The 13,193-nt window shown below is 62.6% G+C and carries 12 protein-coding genes; 9 read left to right on the forward strand and 3 right to left on the reverse strand.

The genetic code is table 11. The features are described 5' to 3' along the window. Positions 1 to 10: 10 nt before the first annotated feature. Entirely contained in the window at positions 11 to 769 is a 759-nt protein-coding gene (locus ATK06_RS02105; protein WP_098388760.1) for a succinate dehydrogenase cytochrome b subunit, read from the reverse strand. Between the two features lie 418 nt (positions 770 to 1,187). Continuing rightward, positions 1,188 to 2,597, reverse strand: coding sequence for a dihydrolipoyl dehydrogenase (gene lpdA, locus ATK06_RS02110; RefSeq protein WP_048378948.1), 1,410 nt, complete (start codon positions 2,595 to 2,597; stop codon positions 1,188 to 1,190). A 344-nt stretch (positions 2,598 to 2,941) separates the two neighbouring features. Between lpdA and ATK06_RS02115 the strand changes: the two genes are divergently transcribed. The 8 genes from ATK06_RS02115 to ATK06_RS02150 all read left to right on the forward strand — a co-directional run bounded on the left by ATK06_RS02115 (position 2,942) and on the right by ATK06_RS02150 (position 11,116). Further along, positions 2,942 to 3,961 (forward strand): alpha/beta hydrolase, encoded by a 1,020-nt coding sequence (locus ATK06_RS02115; RefSeq protein WP_048378946.1) that lies wholly within the window; start codon positions 2,942 to 2,944, stop codon positions 3,959 to 3,961. Between the two features lie 61 nt (positions 3,962 to 4,022). Further along, complete coding sequence (locus ATK06_RS02120; protein WP_098388761.1) at positions 4,023 to 5,153, forward strand: alpha/beta hydrolase; 1,131 nt, start codon at positions 4,023 to 4,025, stop codon at positions 5,151 to 5,153. A gap of 63 nt (positions 5,154 to 5,216) precedes the next feature. Beyond that, complete coding sequence (locus ATK06_RS02125; RefSeq protein WP_048378944.1) at positions 5,217 to 7,193, forward strand: prolyl oligopeptidase family serine peptidase; 1,977 nt, start codon at positions 5,217 to 5,219, stop codon at positions 7,191 to 7,193. 5 nt (positions 7,194 to 7,198) lie between these two features. Further along, the gene (locus ATK06_RS02130) at positions 7,199 to 8,410 is read left to right on the forward strand and encodes a polysaccharide biosynthesis protein (protein ID WP_048378942.1); all 1,212 of its coding nucleotides are present in this window, start codon (positions 7,199 to 7,201) and stop codon (positions 8,408 to 8,410) included. Between the two features lie 6 nt (positions 8,411 to 8,416). Then, positions 8,417 to 9,253 carry a glycosyltransferase gene (locus tag ATK06_RS02135; protein ID WP_048378940.1) on the forward strand — a complete coding sequence of 279 codons (837 nt, stop codon included), beginning with the start codon at positions 8,417 to 8,419 and terminating at the stop codon, positions 9,251 to 9,253. 13 nt (positions 9,254 to 9,266) lie between these two features. Beyond that, entirely contained in the window at positions 9,267 to 9,959 is a 693-nt protein-coding gene (locus ATK06_RS02140; protein WP_048378938.1) for a glycosyltransferase family 2 protein, read from the forward strand. Next, a complete protein-coding gene (locus tag ATK06_RS02145) occupies positions 9,956 to 10,309 on the forward strand; it encodes a DUF2304 domain-containing protein (protein WP_048378936.1) in 354 nt (117 codons plus the stop codon). Before ATK06_RS02140 ends, ATK06_RS02145 begins: the two co-directional genes overlap by 4 nt. Positions 10,310 to 10,318: 9 nt before the next feature. Then, positions 10,319 to 11,116 carry a DsbA family protein gene (locus ATK06_RS02150; protein ID WP_053072577.1) on the forward strand — a complete coding sequence of 266 codons (798 nt, stop codon included), beginning with the start codon at positions 10,319 to 10,321 and terminating at the stop codon, positions 11,114 to 11,116. Between the two features lie 27 nt (positions 11,117 to 11,143). Here ATK06_RS02150 and ATK06_RS02155 read toward each other — a convergent pair whose 3' ends face one another. Next, complete coding sequence (locus ATK06_RS02155; protein WP_048378934.1) at positions 11,144 to 12,091, reverse strand: NAD-dependent epimerase/dehydratase family protein; 948 nt, start codon at positions 12,089 to 12,091, stop codon at positions 11,144 to 11,146. A 119-nt stretch (positions 12,092 to 12,210) separates the two neighbouring features. On the opposite strand from ATK06_RS02155, the gene ATK06_RS02160 reads away from it, so the two are divergent. Continuing rightward, positions 12,211 to 13,191, forward strand: a complete 981-nt coding sequence (locus tag ATK06_RS02160) for an HNH endonuclease signature motif containing protein (protein WP_048378932.1) — start codon at positions 12,211 to 12,213, stop codon at positions 13,189 to 13,191. Positions 13,192 to 13,193: the final 2 nt, after the last annotated feature.

The raw sequence follows: 13,193 nt of genomic DNA on the forward strand, positions 1-13,193 counted from the left end.
CCTTCCAGCCTTAGCTAATCCAACCAAGAGCGATGGTCAGTGGCATAACAATGTTGCCAAGCACAACGATTGCAGGGACGATGTACGCGATTGCGACCATGACGGCGCGAGTACGGCGACCGGTAACACCCAGGTCGCTGACTGCCAGCCAGATGCCGTGGCAGAGGTGGAAGAACAGCGCCACCATTGCGATGATGTACCAGATGGTCACTGGCCAGCGGCTGAACGTGGCAATCATGTTGTCTTTAATGTTGCCGTGGACGAACTCTTCAGGAGCTGCAGGTGCGACACCCATGGTCAGGTCCAGAATGTGGAAGATGACGAACGCCAGCAGGATGATGCCGGTGATCAGCATGGTGCGGGTTGCAAAGCTGTTGACGCCGCCCATGAGGTTGGTGCGCTTGAACTTGCCACGGAAACGGCTAGAGCGGCCGTGCAGGGCGAATGCGCCGTACACGTGGAAGAGCAGGCAGGCCAGCAGCACGATGCGGAACATCCACAGGAAGGAGCCGTGCGGCAGCAGTGGGTAGCCGAATTCGCGCAGGAACTGGCCATAAACGTCAATCTGCGCCGTGCCGTCGTCGTAGTCTGGGAGGTAAATCTTCAGGTTACCTACCATGTGGAACAGGACGAACGCGCCGAAAATCAGGCCAGTGATCGCCATGCCAAGCTTGATACCCCAGGTGGGTAGACCTCGGCTGGGGCGAATGGGTTCTTCAGTGATTTTGCCGTGACGAATTGCTTCACGGTCAGGATTTCTTACAGTCATGACACCTCCAGTAGTCCCCTCCACTCTATTAGCCTTGGCCGTCTTTTTCCGTTCCAGAACCCCCGTTTAGCGGGGATAACGCCCGAAAAGTGGGGCTTCGTTTGAGCTTTTAAGGTTAGGGTTACCTACAGGTTCGAACGGGTCGACTTTGGGCATCAATCGCAACACCGGCCACACGCTGGGGATTAACTTGCAGAAAAGTACGGCCGTACGTTCCGGCACTTTCATGTGTAACTGGTCACACATTTTTGATTTCGCCGCAAACTACACCCTTTATTACCCCCGGTAGGTGTCATACTTTCGTTTGTTAGCATTCACTTATTTCAGCAAATGTTGTAGAGAATCAATGCGCGCACGGCCCTACATGAGTGAAGCCCCGAAGTGGGGGTCCACTTCGGGGCTTCACAACTAGCACGTTTTACAGGTTGATCATGTGACCCATCGTGCCTTCGGCAGCTTCCTTAATCGCTTCCGACATCGTCGGGTGGATGTGGACGTTACGGCCAATCTCCTCGGCGGTCAGATCGAAGCGCTGCGCGAGCGTCAGCTCGGCGAGCATCTCGGAGACGTTGGCGCCGACTAGGTGTGCGCCGACGATCTCGCCGAACTCGGTATCCACGATGACCTTGGCAAAACCGGCCGGTTCGCCGAGGCCGACCGCCTTGCCGTTCGCGGAGAACGGGAAGGTTGCGGACTTAATCTCGCGGTCGGCAAACTTCTCCTTGGCGGCCTCTTCGGTGTATCCGAAGGATGCGACCTGCGGGTTGCAGAAGGTTGCGCGTGGCATCATCTGGTAATCACCGAGCTCCAAAGTTTCTGCGCCGGCAATGGTCTCGGCCGCTACGACGCCCTGCGCCTCAGCGACGTGCGCCAGCTGCAGCTTGGCGGTGACGTCACCGATGGCGTAGATGTGATCGACGTTGGTACGCATGCGCTCGTCAATGTCAATAGCTCCGCGATCGGTCAGCTTGACACCGGTATTTTCCAGACCGAAGCCTTCGACGCGCGGGGCGAAGCCGACGGAGATCATGACGCGGTCGACAGTCAGGGTGTCCTTCTTGGAGCCGTCCTTAGATTCAACGTCTACCTCGACGGAGGAGCCGTTGTCACGAACCGCGGTGGTCTTGGTGCCGGTCAGCAGGGTGACGCCGAGCTTCTTATAGGCCTTCGCGATTTCCTTGGAGACCTCAGGCTCTTCGTTGGGCAGGACGCGGTCCATGAATTCGACGATGGTGACATCCACGCCGTAGTTGGCCAGGACGTATGCGAATTCCATACCGATGGCGCCGCCACCGACGATAACCATCTTGTCTGGCGCGTCTGCGTTGAGGATCTGCTCCTCGTAGGAAACGACATTCTCGGAGAGCTCAACACCAGGCAAGGTGCGAACGACGGAGCCGGTAGCGATGATGCAATCGTCGAAAGTGACGGTGGTGCCGTCGGCCTTGCCGCCGGAGACCTTGATGGTTTTGGCGTCTTGAAATTCGCCCCAGCCGTCGATTTCGGTGATCTTGTTCTTCTTCATCAGGTAGTGGACACCCTTGACGATGCCTTCAGACACCTTGCGGGAGCGCTTGTGCGCGTCCGCATAGTCGAAGGAGACTTCGCCCTTAATGCCAAAGGTTTTGGCTTCATGGGTGAAGGTGTGTGCCACTTCGGCGTTCTTCAGTAGCGCCTTGGAGGGGATGCAGCCAACGTTGAGGCATACGCCACCCCAGTACTGCTTCTCCACCACGGCAACTTTCTTGCCAAGCTGGGCTGCGCGGATTGCGGCGACGTACCCACCAGGGCCGGCGCCGAGGACTACGACATCATAATGTTCACTCACGGTGTCCTAGCTTACGTACTCTCTGTGGGTTTCGCTGTGCTCTTGCTTCTCGACGCCACGTTTACCCTGTTAGACGGGCAAAAATAAACAGTACGGCCCTCCCATTTGGGGGTGGCCGTACTGCTGCCCTGTGAAGTTTTAGATCAGGCCGAAGGCCAGGGAAATCTGGGAAGAAGTCGAGGAGCCGAAGTGGAGCAGCTCGCCCAAGAACTCGTTCAGGGTCACGATGAGCGTTTCGATAGGGGTCATGGGTATGCCTTTCTGTAATTTTTACACGCGCAGTCCAGATATTATGACACATTTGCCATTTGCGTACCAGGTTTAACATAGGTAGCTTGTCTCCTATGCGTCTACGCCTAGCTTTATGCAGCGCGCTCGCCGCGGCCTCGCTTGTCTGCGCGAGCGCGCCGCACGTTACCGCTACTCCTATTATCTCCACTGCGATTCCTTCTATTACAGAGGAGTCACCGCAGTGGCGTAAGGACGTCGATAAGCATGCCACGGCGTACGAACTGACTACCTACTCCCCCGCCATGGACCGCGAGGTCCCCGTCGCCGTCATCCCCGGCCCGCCCGGCGCGCCCACCCTGTATCTGCTCAACGGAGCCGACGGTGGCGAGAACCGCGCCCACTGGATTGAAAATACCGACGTTTTGGACTTTTATGCAGACAAGGGCGTCAACGTAGTCATTCCCATGGCGGGAGCGTTCTCGTACTACACCGACTGGGCTGATGGCTCGCAGGCGTGGGAAACCTTCCTGACCAAAGAACTGCCCGGGCCGCTAGAAGCGCACCTCGGTGCCGGCGACAGGCGCGCCATCATGGGCGTATCGATGTCCGCAACCTCTGCGCTAACACTCGCACAGCACAACCCCGGCTTCTACCAGGCCGCCGCCTCCCTCTCCGGGTGCGCGCAAACGTCCAGCCCACTGGGCATGGCGGCCATCGCAACCACGCTGCGCAACGGGGCTAAAGACCCGGTCGCGATGTGGGGGCCGTACGGCTCGGCGGCGTGGCGCTATAACGACGCCCACCTCGGCGCACCCGCCCTGCGCGGAACCGCGCTCTACATTTCCAACGGCTCCGGCCTCCAGGGCGCCATCGACCAAGTCGGCGGGCCTTACCTGCGCGGGAAGACGCACGCACAGGCCTCCGCCTCCCACATCAACACGTCCGTCGTGGGTGGGCCCATCGAAATGGTGACCAACCGGTGCACCCACGACCTCAAAGCCCGCCTCGACGCCGAAGGTATCCCCGCCACCTACGTCTTCCGGAATACCGGCACCCACTCGTGGGGCTACTGGCAAGAAGACCTGCGGGGCTCCTGGCCCGTGCTCTCGCACGCGTTAGGTGTGAAGACTTAACACTTTTCTTCCCCTACCGATACAGTAGTTAGACGAATACACACGACAAAGGACGATGACTATGAAGTTGACCCGCCGCTTCGGCGCCTCCATCGCAGCCCTGGGCTTGGCAACCACCCTGGCTGCAGCCCCATTCGCAACCGCTGCCGAGAAAACCGCCGCTGACGTCGCCGGCGACGCACCAGTCGGTACCGTCGCTCCCCTGAGCTTCACCCCGATGTCTGTCACCGACCAGGAGCCGCAAGAGTGGCTGAGCAAGGTCGACGGCAAGTTCCTCAAGAGCTACCAGGTGCACTCCCCGTCCATGAACAAGGACATCCCGGTAGCTGTCATCCCAGCACACGACAAGGACGGCAACCCGGTCAGCGGCGCGCCGACCGTGTACCTGCTCAACGGCGCTGGTGGCGCTGAGCAGGACAATGACTGGATTGTCCTCGCCAAGACCGTGGACTTCTACAAGGACAAGTCCGTCAACGTCGTCATCCCCATGCAGGGTGCGTTCACCTACTACACCGACTGGGTTGACGAAACCCTCGACACCCCGTACCTCAAGGGCCCACAGAAGTGGGAAACCTTCCTGACCAAGGAACTCCCCGGCCCCATCGAGCAGGAACTGAACGCAAATAACAAGCGTGCCGTCGTCGGCTTCTCCATGTCCGCCACCTCCGCGCTCCTGCTCCCACAGCACAACCAGGGCTTCTACGACGCCGCCGCATCCTTCTCCGGCTGCGCCGCAACCTCCAGCTTCCTGCCCTACGAGTACCTGCGCCTGACCGTCAGCCGCGGCGGTGCGCAACCAGAGCAGATGTGGGGCCCACGCGGTGGCACCTACAACGTGTACAACGACGCCCTGGTCAACGCCGAGAAGCTGCGTGGCACCGAACTCTACATCTCCACCGCGACCGGCCTTGCGTCCGAAACCGACATGGCCGGTTACATGCGCGACAAGGGCGTGTCCAACGAAAAGGCTTCGGCAAGTGCCACGACGCTCATCGTCGAAGGTGGCGTCATCGAAGGTGCGATGAACGCCTGCACCCACGACCTCAAGGCGAAACTCGACCGCGCCGGCATCCCGGCCAACTACGAGTTGCGCAACACGGGCACCCACTCGTGGCCAGGCTGGCGCAGCGACCTCGAGACCTCCTGGAACACCACACTGGCTCCAGCACTGGGCCTCGAGCCTGCCAAGTAAGCCGCACCCGCGCACAGGCCACCCACCCGGGTGGCCTTTTTCATGCCCCGCGAAAGGACCTCCATGCACCCCACCGACAAGCAGCTTATCGACGCCACCGACCCCACCACCCTCGCCTGGGCCGAAGAATGGTCGCAGCGCACCGAAGCCGCGGCCGTCACAGATCCCGGATACGAAGAACTGCGCGCCCGGATCCACGCCGCCCTCGACTCCGATGAGAAGATCGACTACGTCAGCCGCCGCGGCGAACACCTGTACAACTTCTGGCGCGACAAGGACCACGAACGCGGCCTCTGGCGGCGCACTGACACGGAAAGCTACTTGGCTGGCGTGCCGCAGTGGGAGGTTCTCTTAGACATCGACGCGCTGGCTGCTGCCGAGGGCGTGTCATGGGTGTGGAAGGGTGCGGTCGTCGGGCGTGACGAGGCCGGGGTGCCGCGCCGCGCGCTCGTGAAGCTCTCCCGCGGCGGGGCCGACGCCGTGGAGGTCCGGGAATTCGACCTGGATTCCCACGCTTTCGTCGACGGCTTCACGCTGCCGGAGGCGAAATCGCAGGTTTCGTGGTTGGATGTGGACACGGTCATCGTGGGCACGGATACCGGCGAGGGCTCGTTGACCACGTCCGGGTACCCGCGCCAGTCGCGGCTGTGGAAGCGCGGCCAAGCGCTCGCCGACGCCGAGCTGATCTTCGAAGCCGCGGATACCGACGTCCTCGGCGCCACCTTCGCGGACCATTCCGTGACCCCACCGCGCCTGGTGTCCACACGCGCACTTGATTTCTATTCCGCGCGCACCACCATCGACGGCCACGAGGTCGCGGTCCCTGACGACTGCGAGGTCACCCCGTATAAGCAGTGGCTGTTCATCCAGCCGCGCACTGCTTTCGCCGGTATCGCTGCGGGTGGGTTGGGCGTCGCGAAGCAAGGCGGAGAGTACCAGGCCATCTTCACCCCCGACGCGCACACCACGCTCGAGGCGGTGGCGTTCACCCAGGACTACCTCATCCTCACCGTGCTTCGCGACGTCACCACCACCTGCCACTACGCGCCCCTCGACAACCCCACCGACCTGCGCGCCATCCCACTTCCCGAGCACGCAACGCACACCGTCGTCGCAACCAGCCCACGTGACGGCAACGAAGTCTGGATTACGTCCTCCTCCTTCACCCAGCCTGCTACCTTGTACCGCCTCGAAGTCGGTGGCGACCCCGTCACCGTACGTCGCGCACCCGCACTTTTCGACGCCTCCGGCCTGAACACCGAACAGTTCTGGGCAACCTCCACCGACGGCACCAAAATCCCCTACTTCGTCGTGCGCAGCAGCACAGCCCCCCAGCCCACCTGGGTCGGCGGCTACGGTGGCTTCGAAGTATCCCTCCTCCCCGGCTACTCCCCGGTGCGTGGCATAGCCTGGCTCGAAGCCGGCTACACCTTCGTCCTGCCCAACCTGCGCGGCGGCGGCGAATTCGGCCCCGACTGGCACACGCAAGCCACCAAAGCCGGCCGCCACAAGGTGTGGGAAGACCACCAGGCCGTACTCCGCGACCTCGTTTCCCGCGGCATCGCCCGACCCGAACAGATTGTTATTCGCGGCGGCTCCAACGGCGGGCTCCTCACCGGTGGCGCGCTCACCCAATACCCCGACGCCTTCGGCGGGGCCGTCATCCAAGTCCCGCTTGCCGACATGCTCCGCTACCACCAGTGGCTCGCCGGAGCTTCCTGGATGGCCGAATACGGCAACCCCGACAACCCCGACGAGCGCCCCATCCTCGAAAGCTACTCCCCCGTGCACAACGTAGCAGACAGGTCAGACACGGCATACCCGCCCGCACTGATCACCACTTCTACCCGCGACGACCGCGTACACCCCGCACACGCCCGCCTCCTAGCGGTAGCGCTCGAGAACGCCGGCCAAGAGGTCGACTACTTCGAAAACACCGAAGGGGGCCACGCTGGAGCCCACGGCACCACCCAGACCGCCCGCGTCGAGGCGCTCATCGCCACATGGATGCGGCGCCGCGCCACCAGCCAACTAGGCTAAGGCACGTGCGTTTCCTCTCCCTGGCCACCATCTTCGCCGCAGCCAGTGGCTTCCTCGTCCTCTGGGTTGCGGCACGAGCCCTCGACGTCGACGCGTTCGCCGACTTCCAAGCCTTCTGGGGCCTCTTCTTCGCCCTCACCGGCTTCCTCGACGGCATCATGCAAGAAACCACCCGCTCCGTGGCCGCAGCACGCGAACGGCGCACCAGCGTCGCCACCACAACCGCGTGGCCTATCGCCGGCCTCCTTGGCGTCGTCGCCGCAACGCTCGCGCTGGTGGCCGGAATTCTGTGGATGAACCCCATCGTCCCCACGCGCCCCGGCAGCGCCACCACCCTCCTGGCGGCCGGACTGCTTTCGTACGCGTTCCAAGCTGTGCTTTCCGGCGTGCTGTCAGGCCTGGGGCTGTGGCCCCGCTACGCGGCACTCGTGGCCCTAGACTCTGGCGTGCGTTTCGCCGGCGCGGTTGTGGCGTGGATGGCCGGGGCAGGCATCGGCGTCTACCTCCTTATTACCGTGATCGGCGCGCTGTCCTGGTTATTCATCCTAGGAACTGACCCGCAGCGGACTTCCCACCTGCGCGCACCGCTGGATGTGTCCGCGCGTGCTTTCCTGCGACGCACCCTCTCTGCGATGGCGGGTACGGGGGCGTCCGCGGTCCTTATCACGGGCTTTCCGGTCTTAGTGAAGGTTGCGGAGCCCGGCGGGGCACATGGCGGGGCGGTCGCCGCAATCATCTTGGCTGTCACGCTCACGCGCGCGCCGATCCTTGTACCGGTGCAACGGTTCCAGTCGGCTCTTATCGTGCGTTGCGTCGAACACCGCGACGCACTGTGGGCCGCGCTGCGCCTGCCCATCGCCCTGACGTACGGCGCTGGCCTGGCCGGCGGGGCGGCCGCCTGGGTGCTCGGACCGTGGATTCTGGGCACGTTCTTTGGGGAAGAACTCGTGGTTGCGGGACCGGTGCTTGCCGTTCTCACGTTCGCTTCCGCAGCGACCGGCACGCTCTTCATCACCGGGGCCGCTGCCCTGGCCGCAGACCGCCACGGACACTACGTGACTGGGTGGGCGGTCGCTTCTACCGTGGCGTTCGCGGTGTTGTTCATCCCGGCCCCGCTGGAGGTCGCGGTATGTGCTGCGCTTATCGCCGGGCCGGCAGCCGGCGTGTTGGTCCACGCCGTGGCGATGCGGCGGCCACGTGCAGCGCTGTTAGACTAACGGCCCATGACTAGTCTGGCCTGCCTTATCACCGCGTATCGGGGCACGAATGCCGACGATTTCCTCCTCGCCCTCGAATCATTGCGTGATCAAACCCGGCCCGCCGATGAGCACATCATCGTTTTTGACGGGCCCGTCGCCGCTGAGGTTGCGGCCGCCGCCGAGTCCGTCGATCTGCCGGGCAAGCGCATCGAGCGTCTCGACGACAACGTGGGCTCCGGACTCGCCTCGGCCGCCGGCGCCGCGCACGTGACCGCCGAATTCCTGGCACGCCTCGACTCCGACGACATCGCCGCCCCTGAGCGGTTCGCCACCCAACTGCGCTACTTCGCTGAGCACCCGCACGTCGACGTGCTGAGCACCGCTATGCAGGAATTCGACGACGCCACCTTCCGCGCCACCGCTTCCCTCGAAGCAGCCGCCGGCAAAATACGCCGCCTGCCAGAGACCCACGCGGAACTGGCTAAATACGCCAAGATTAACTCCCCGATAAATAATCCATCGCTCATGCTGCGCACCTCCACCCTGCGTGCAGCCGGCGGTTACCGGCACGTGCCTCGCATGGAAGACTATGACCTCGCCGCCCGGGCGCTTGCCCGCGGGGCTGTGCTGCACAATCTGCCGGAACCTTTAACGTGGTTCCGCACCTCCCCCGACCAGCTCAACCGCCGCACCGACGGCATGTGGCGCGCTGAGGCCCGCATGCAGGCCAACCTGGTGCGGTACGGGCTGATTAGCCCGCCGCGGGCGGCGCTGAATTTTGTGGTGCGCTCGGCGTACCGCGCACTGCCGGCTGGGGTTCTTCGCCGTGTGAACCAACTATTATTCAACCGGACCCGCTAGCATAAGCGTCACCATGAACTTTGCAGATACTTGGCTGATTGTGCCGTGCTACAACGAGGCGACCGTCATCGGTGACGTCATCTCCCAGGCGCGCGAAACTTTCCCCAACATTGTGGCGGTCAACGATGGCTCCCACGACGGTTCCGACCGGAAAATCCACGAAGCCGGCGCCCACCTGGTCAATCATCCAGTCAACCTGGGCCAGGGTGCCGCGATTCAGACCGGTGTCGAATACGCGCGAGCCCAACCCGGCGCCCAGTATTTCGTGACCTTCGACGCGGACGGCCAACACCAGGTCAAGGACGTCGTCCGCATGGTGCAACGGCTTCGCGACGAGCCCCTCGACATCATCGTGGGAACCCGATTCGGGCGGCCCCGCAGCGAGGACGACCAAGTTCCATGGATTAAGCGTGTGGTACTTCAGACCGTCGTGAAGCTATCGCCACGGACCAAGCGTCTCGGCCTCACCGACGCGCACAACGGGCTACGGGCCTTCAACAAACCCTTCGCCGACGCCCTCAACCTGCGGATGAACGGCATGAGTCACGCGTCCGAGTTCATCTCCGTCATGGACGAGGGTAACTGGCGGGTGGCGGAAGAGCCCGTCGACATCCTGTACACCGAATATTCCATGTCCAAGGGCCAGTCACTCATCAACGGGGTGAACATCCTGGCCGACAACCTCGTCGCCCGGAGGCTGCCATGATTTTCATCATCCAAGCCCTGCTCATCGCCGCGACCCTGGCCGTGGCCTGGTACTTTTTCTCCCACCGCGGGACGGCACAGTCGCGGGCTAGCGTAAAAATCCTGGCCGTCGTGTTCGTCTTCGTGGCCATCTGGGCGGTACTACGCCCCGACGATCTCACCGTCGTCGCAAACTGGGTCGGCGTAGCGCGCGGCACCGACCTCCTCCTGTACGGCCTCATCGTGGCCTTCATGTTCACCAGCCTGTCCACCTGGGTGCGTTTCCGCGAACAAGAACTGCGTTACGCCCGCCTGGCACGTGCCGTCGCGCTGAAAGGGGCGGTCCGCCCGACCGACGACTACCCCCGGTAAGCTGCACACATGCCTAAGCAAGAAATCAGCCCCGAAGAACTTCACGACGACACCACACCCGCCGAAGACGCCGAGCCCAAAAAGAAAAGCCTCGCAGGCCCCATCGCCCTCGCGGTCGCTGGCGCAATCGTCGTCGGCGCCGGAGGCTACGCGCTAGGCCACAACCAGGCTGCCACCGCCGCCCGCGCCGAACAAGGCGCACACATTGTCGGCCCCTCCGCCTGGCCCGACAACATCGCCAAAGTCCACCGACGCGTCGAACACGACCCGTTCGCCCTCGGTGAGGTCGATGCGCCTGTGGTGATGGGCATGTTCTCCGACTTCGACTGCCCGTTCTGCGTCAAATTCGCCACCGAGACCGAGGGCCAGCTCATCGACGAATACGTCCGCGACGGCAAGCTACGCATCGAATGGAACGACTTCGCCATTAACGGCCCCACCTCAGTACTTGCCGCCGAAGCCGGCCGAGCCGCCGCCGCGCAAGGCGCGTTTTGGGAATTCCAGTCCGCCCTCTACGAGCGGGCCAACACCGACGCACCGGGCAAACACCCCGAATTCACCCTCGATCAGCTCATTGACATCGCCCGCGACGCCGGCGTCTCCGACATTGACGCCTTCCGCGCCGACATCGAATCCGGGCGCTTCGGCGCTGACGTGATGCTCGCAAACGGCTACGCCGCCGCCCTCGGAATGAACGCCACCCCGACCTTCATCATCAACGAGCAGGTTGTGCCCGGCGCGCTTCCTTACGAGAAGTTCAAGGAAATCATCGACGGCGAGCTAGAAAAAGCCGCGCCCGGCGAATAATCCGCCAGGCGGGGCTGCGCGCACCACCTAGAGGCGATCGCGGAAGAACTCCACGGTCTTCTTCACACCATCTGCGATAGCGACCTGGGGCGTCCAGCCCAGCATCTTTTCAGCCTTCGCGTAGGAGAGCGCGGATCGTGGCAGGTCGCCGAGGCGGGCGGGTGCGTCTTCGGGGTTGTCGGGTGCCCCGACGGCCGCGGCGACGAGGCTGTGAAGTTCGCGGTCGGACGTTTCGACAGCGGTGCCCACGTTGAAGCGTTCACCGTTGCCGTCTGCGCCTGCGGCCAGATAGAAGGCGCGCGCAACGTCGCCGACGTAGACGTAGTCGCGGGTGTTGTTACCGCCGCCAAATACTTTGGTGGGCTTTCCTTCGAGGAGTGCGCCGGCAAAGATGGCCACGACACCGGCTTCGCCGTGCGGGTTTTGGCGTGGGCCGTACACGTTGGCTGGCGCAATGAACGTGCATTCCAGGCCGTAGAGGTGGCGGTAGGTGTTGAGGTAGATTTCGCCGCACACCTTAGAGGTCGCGTACTGGGAGTGCGGGTCGACGGGGGTGGTTTCGGCGACGGGGAATTCGGTGGGCTCGCCGTAGATGGAGCCGCCGGAGGAGGTGTGCACGATCTTGCGGACCCCGTTGGTGCGGGCGGCTTCGGCGAGGCGGATGGTTGCCAGGATGTTCAGTTCAGCGTCGTGGATGGGGTCTGCGACGGATTTGCGGACGTCGATTTGCGCTGCGAGGTGGAAGATGACTTCGGGCTGGTGTGCGGCCAGGGTGGCGTCGAGGTCGAGGTCGAGGAGGTCGCCTTCGATGAAGGTGAGCTTTTCGTGGCCGTGGGTGGCGAAGGCGTCGTCTAGGTTTTCGAGGCGCCCGCCGGAGAGGTCGTCGATGACTACAACGTCATGGCCTTCTGCGAGAAGGAGGTCTACGAGGTGGGATCCTATAAAGCCCGCACCGCCAGTAACTAAAGTTTTCATGGCAACTACCCTACTATTAGACCGCTCGGTCTGTGGATAACTGGGGGGTTCGTACCATTATCCACAGGTTTTTGGGCTCCCTCCGACGCGATGCGGAAAATGTGTTTAGTGTCAGTTGTATGACGAAACTCGGGGGGTTAATCGAAGCCCTGGCCGACGGCCTAAATTTCATCAAAGAGACCACTGACCGCAAAGCTTTGGCGCAATTGGGGATCCCCAAAGCGCTCGCGCTGAAAATGGAACGCGCCAACAAACTATTCTGGGGTCCCACTTCTCACACCCGCTACCAGCAAAGGTGCCGCAAGAGTGCGGAGCTTCTCGACGTCCACACGTTGCTCGTCATCGCCGAAAAGACCAAGGAAATCAAAGGCCTGACCGAGCAATGGAAGTTTTGCGAGGAACTCTGCGCCCAAGACCTCGACGCTGACGGAATGCGCGACTTCGCCAACGCCCGGATAAAGAAAATCCAGCCGAAAATACGCGCAGAAAAAGTGGCATACAGGCGTCATTCCAATGACATGAGCTCCGTAACCATCACTGCGAAAAACGCCCTCATCGAAGACTTACGAGCCCAGTTGACCAGCGTTGAGGACGTCGAGAAGCTGTTTGACGGCGGCCTCCTACCCAAGCAGAAGGGGCGACTGCTCATCGTTGCGACGGCGCAGGAGGTCGAGCGGATTTTTGACGGGGAAGAAATCTCCGTCCGCATGACTAACGGCGCGGTCATATCCAGCAAAGAGCTGCTCGAACGCACGCTAGACGACGAAATGTACTCCGTCCTCTTCGACCCCATCGGCGGGCCAATCGACGCGTTCCGATCCACCCGCTTCGCAACCTTCCTGCAACGACTCTTCCTCGCCGCCAAATACCCGACGTGCGTGTGGGACGACTGCCGCGTCCCATTCTCCGAATGCGAAATCCACCACGTCCACCCCTACGCCGAAGGCGGCGACACCAACCTGGACAACGAAGTCCCAGTCTGCAAGCACCACAACGGCGTCAACGACGACAAACGCGAAGGCCGGCCCCGCGGCTACCTAAAATTCGACAAAAACGGCACAATCTACCGCGCCTTCGCCGACCCGAAAGAAAAGGAGTAGCT

Origin of the sequence: Corynebacterium renale (assembly GCF_002563965.1) — a bacterium.
Taxonomy (GTDB): Bacteria; Actinomycetota; Actinomycetes; order Mycobacteriales; family Mycobacteriaceae; genus Corynebacterium; species Corynebacterium renale.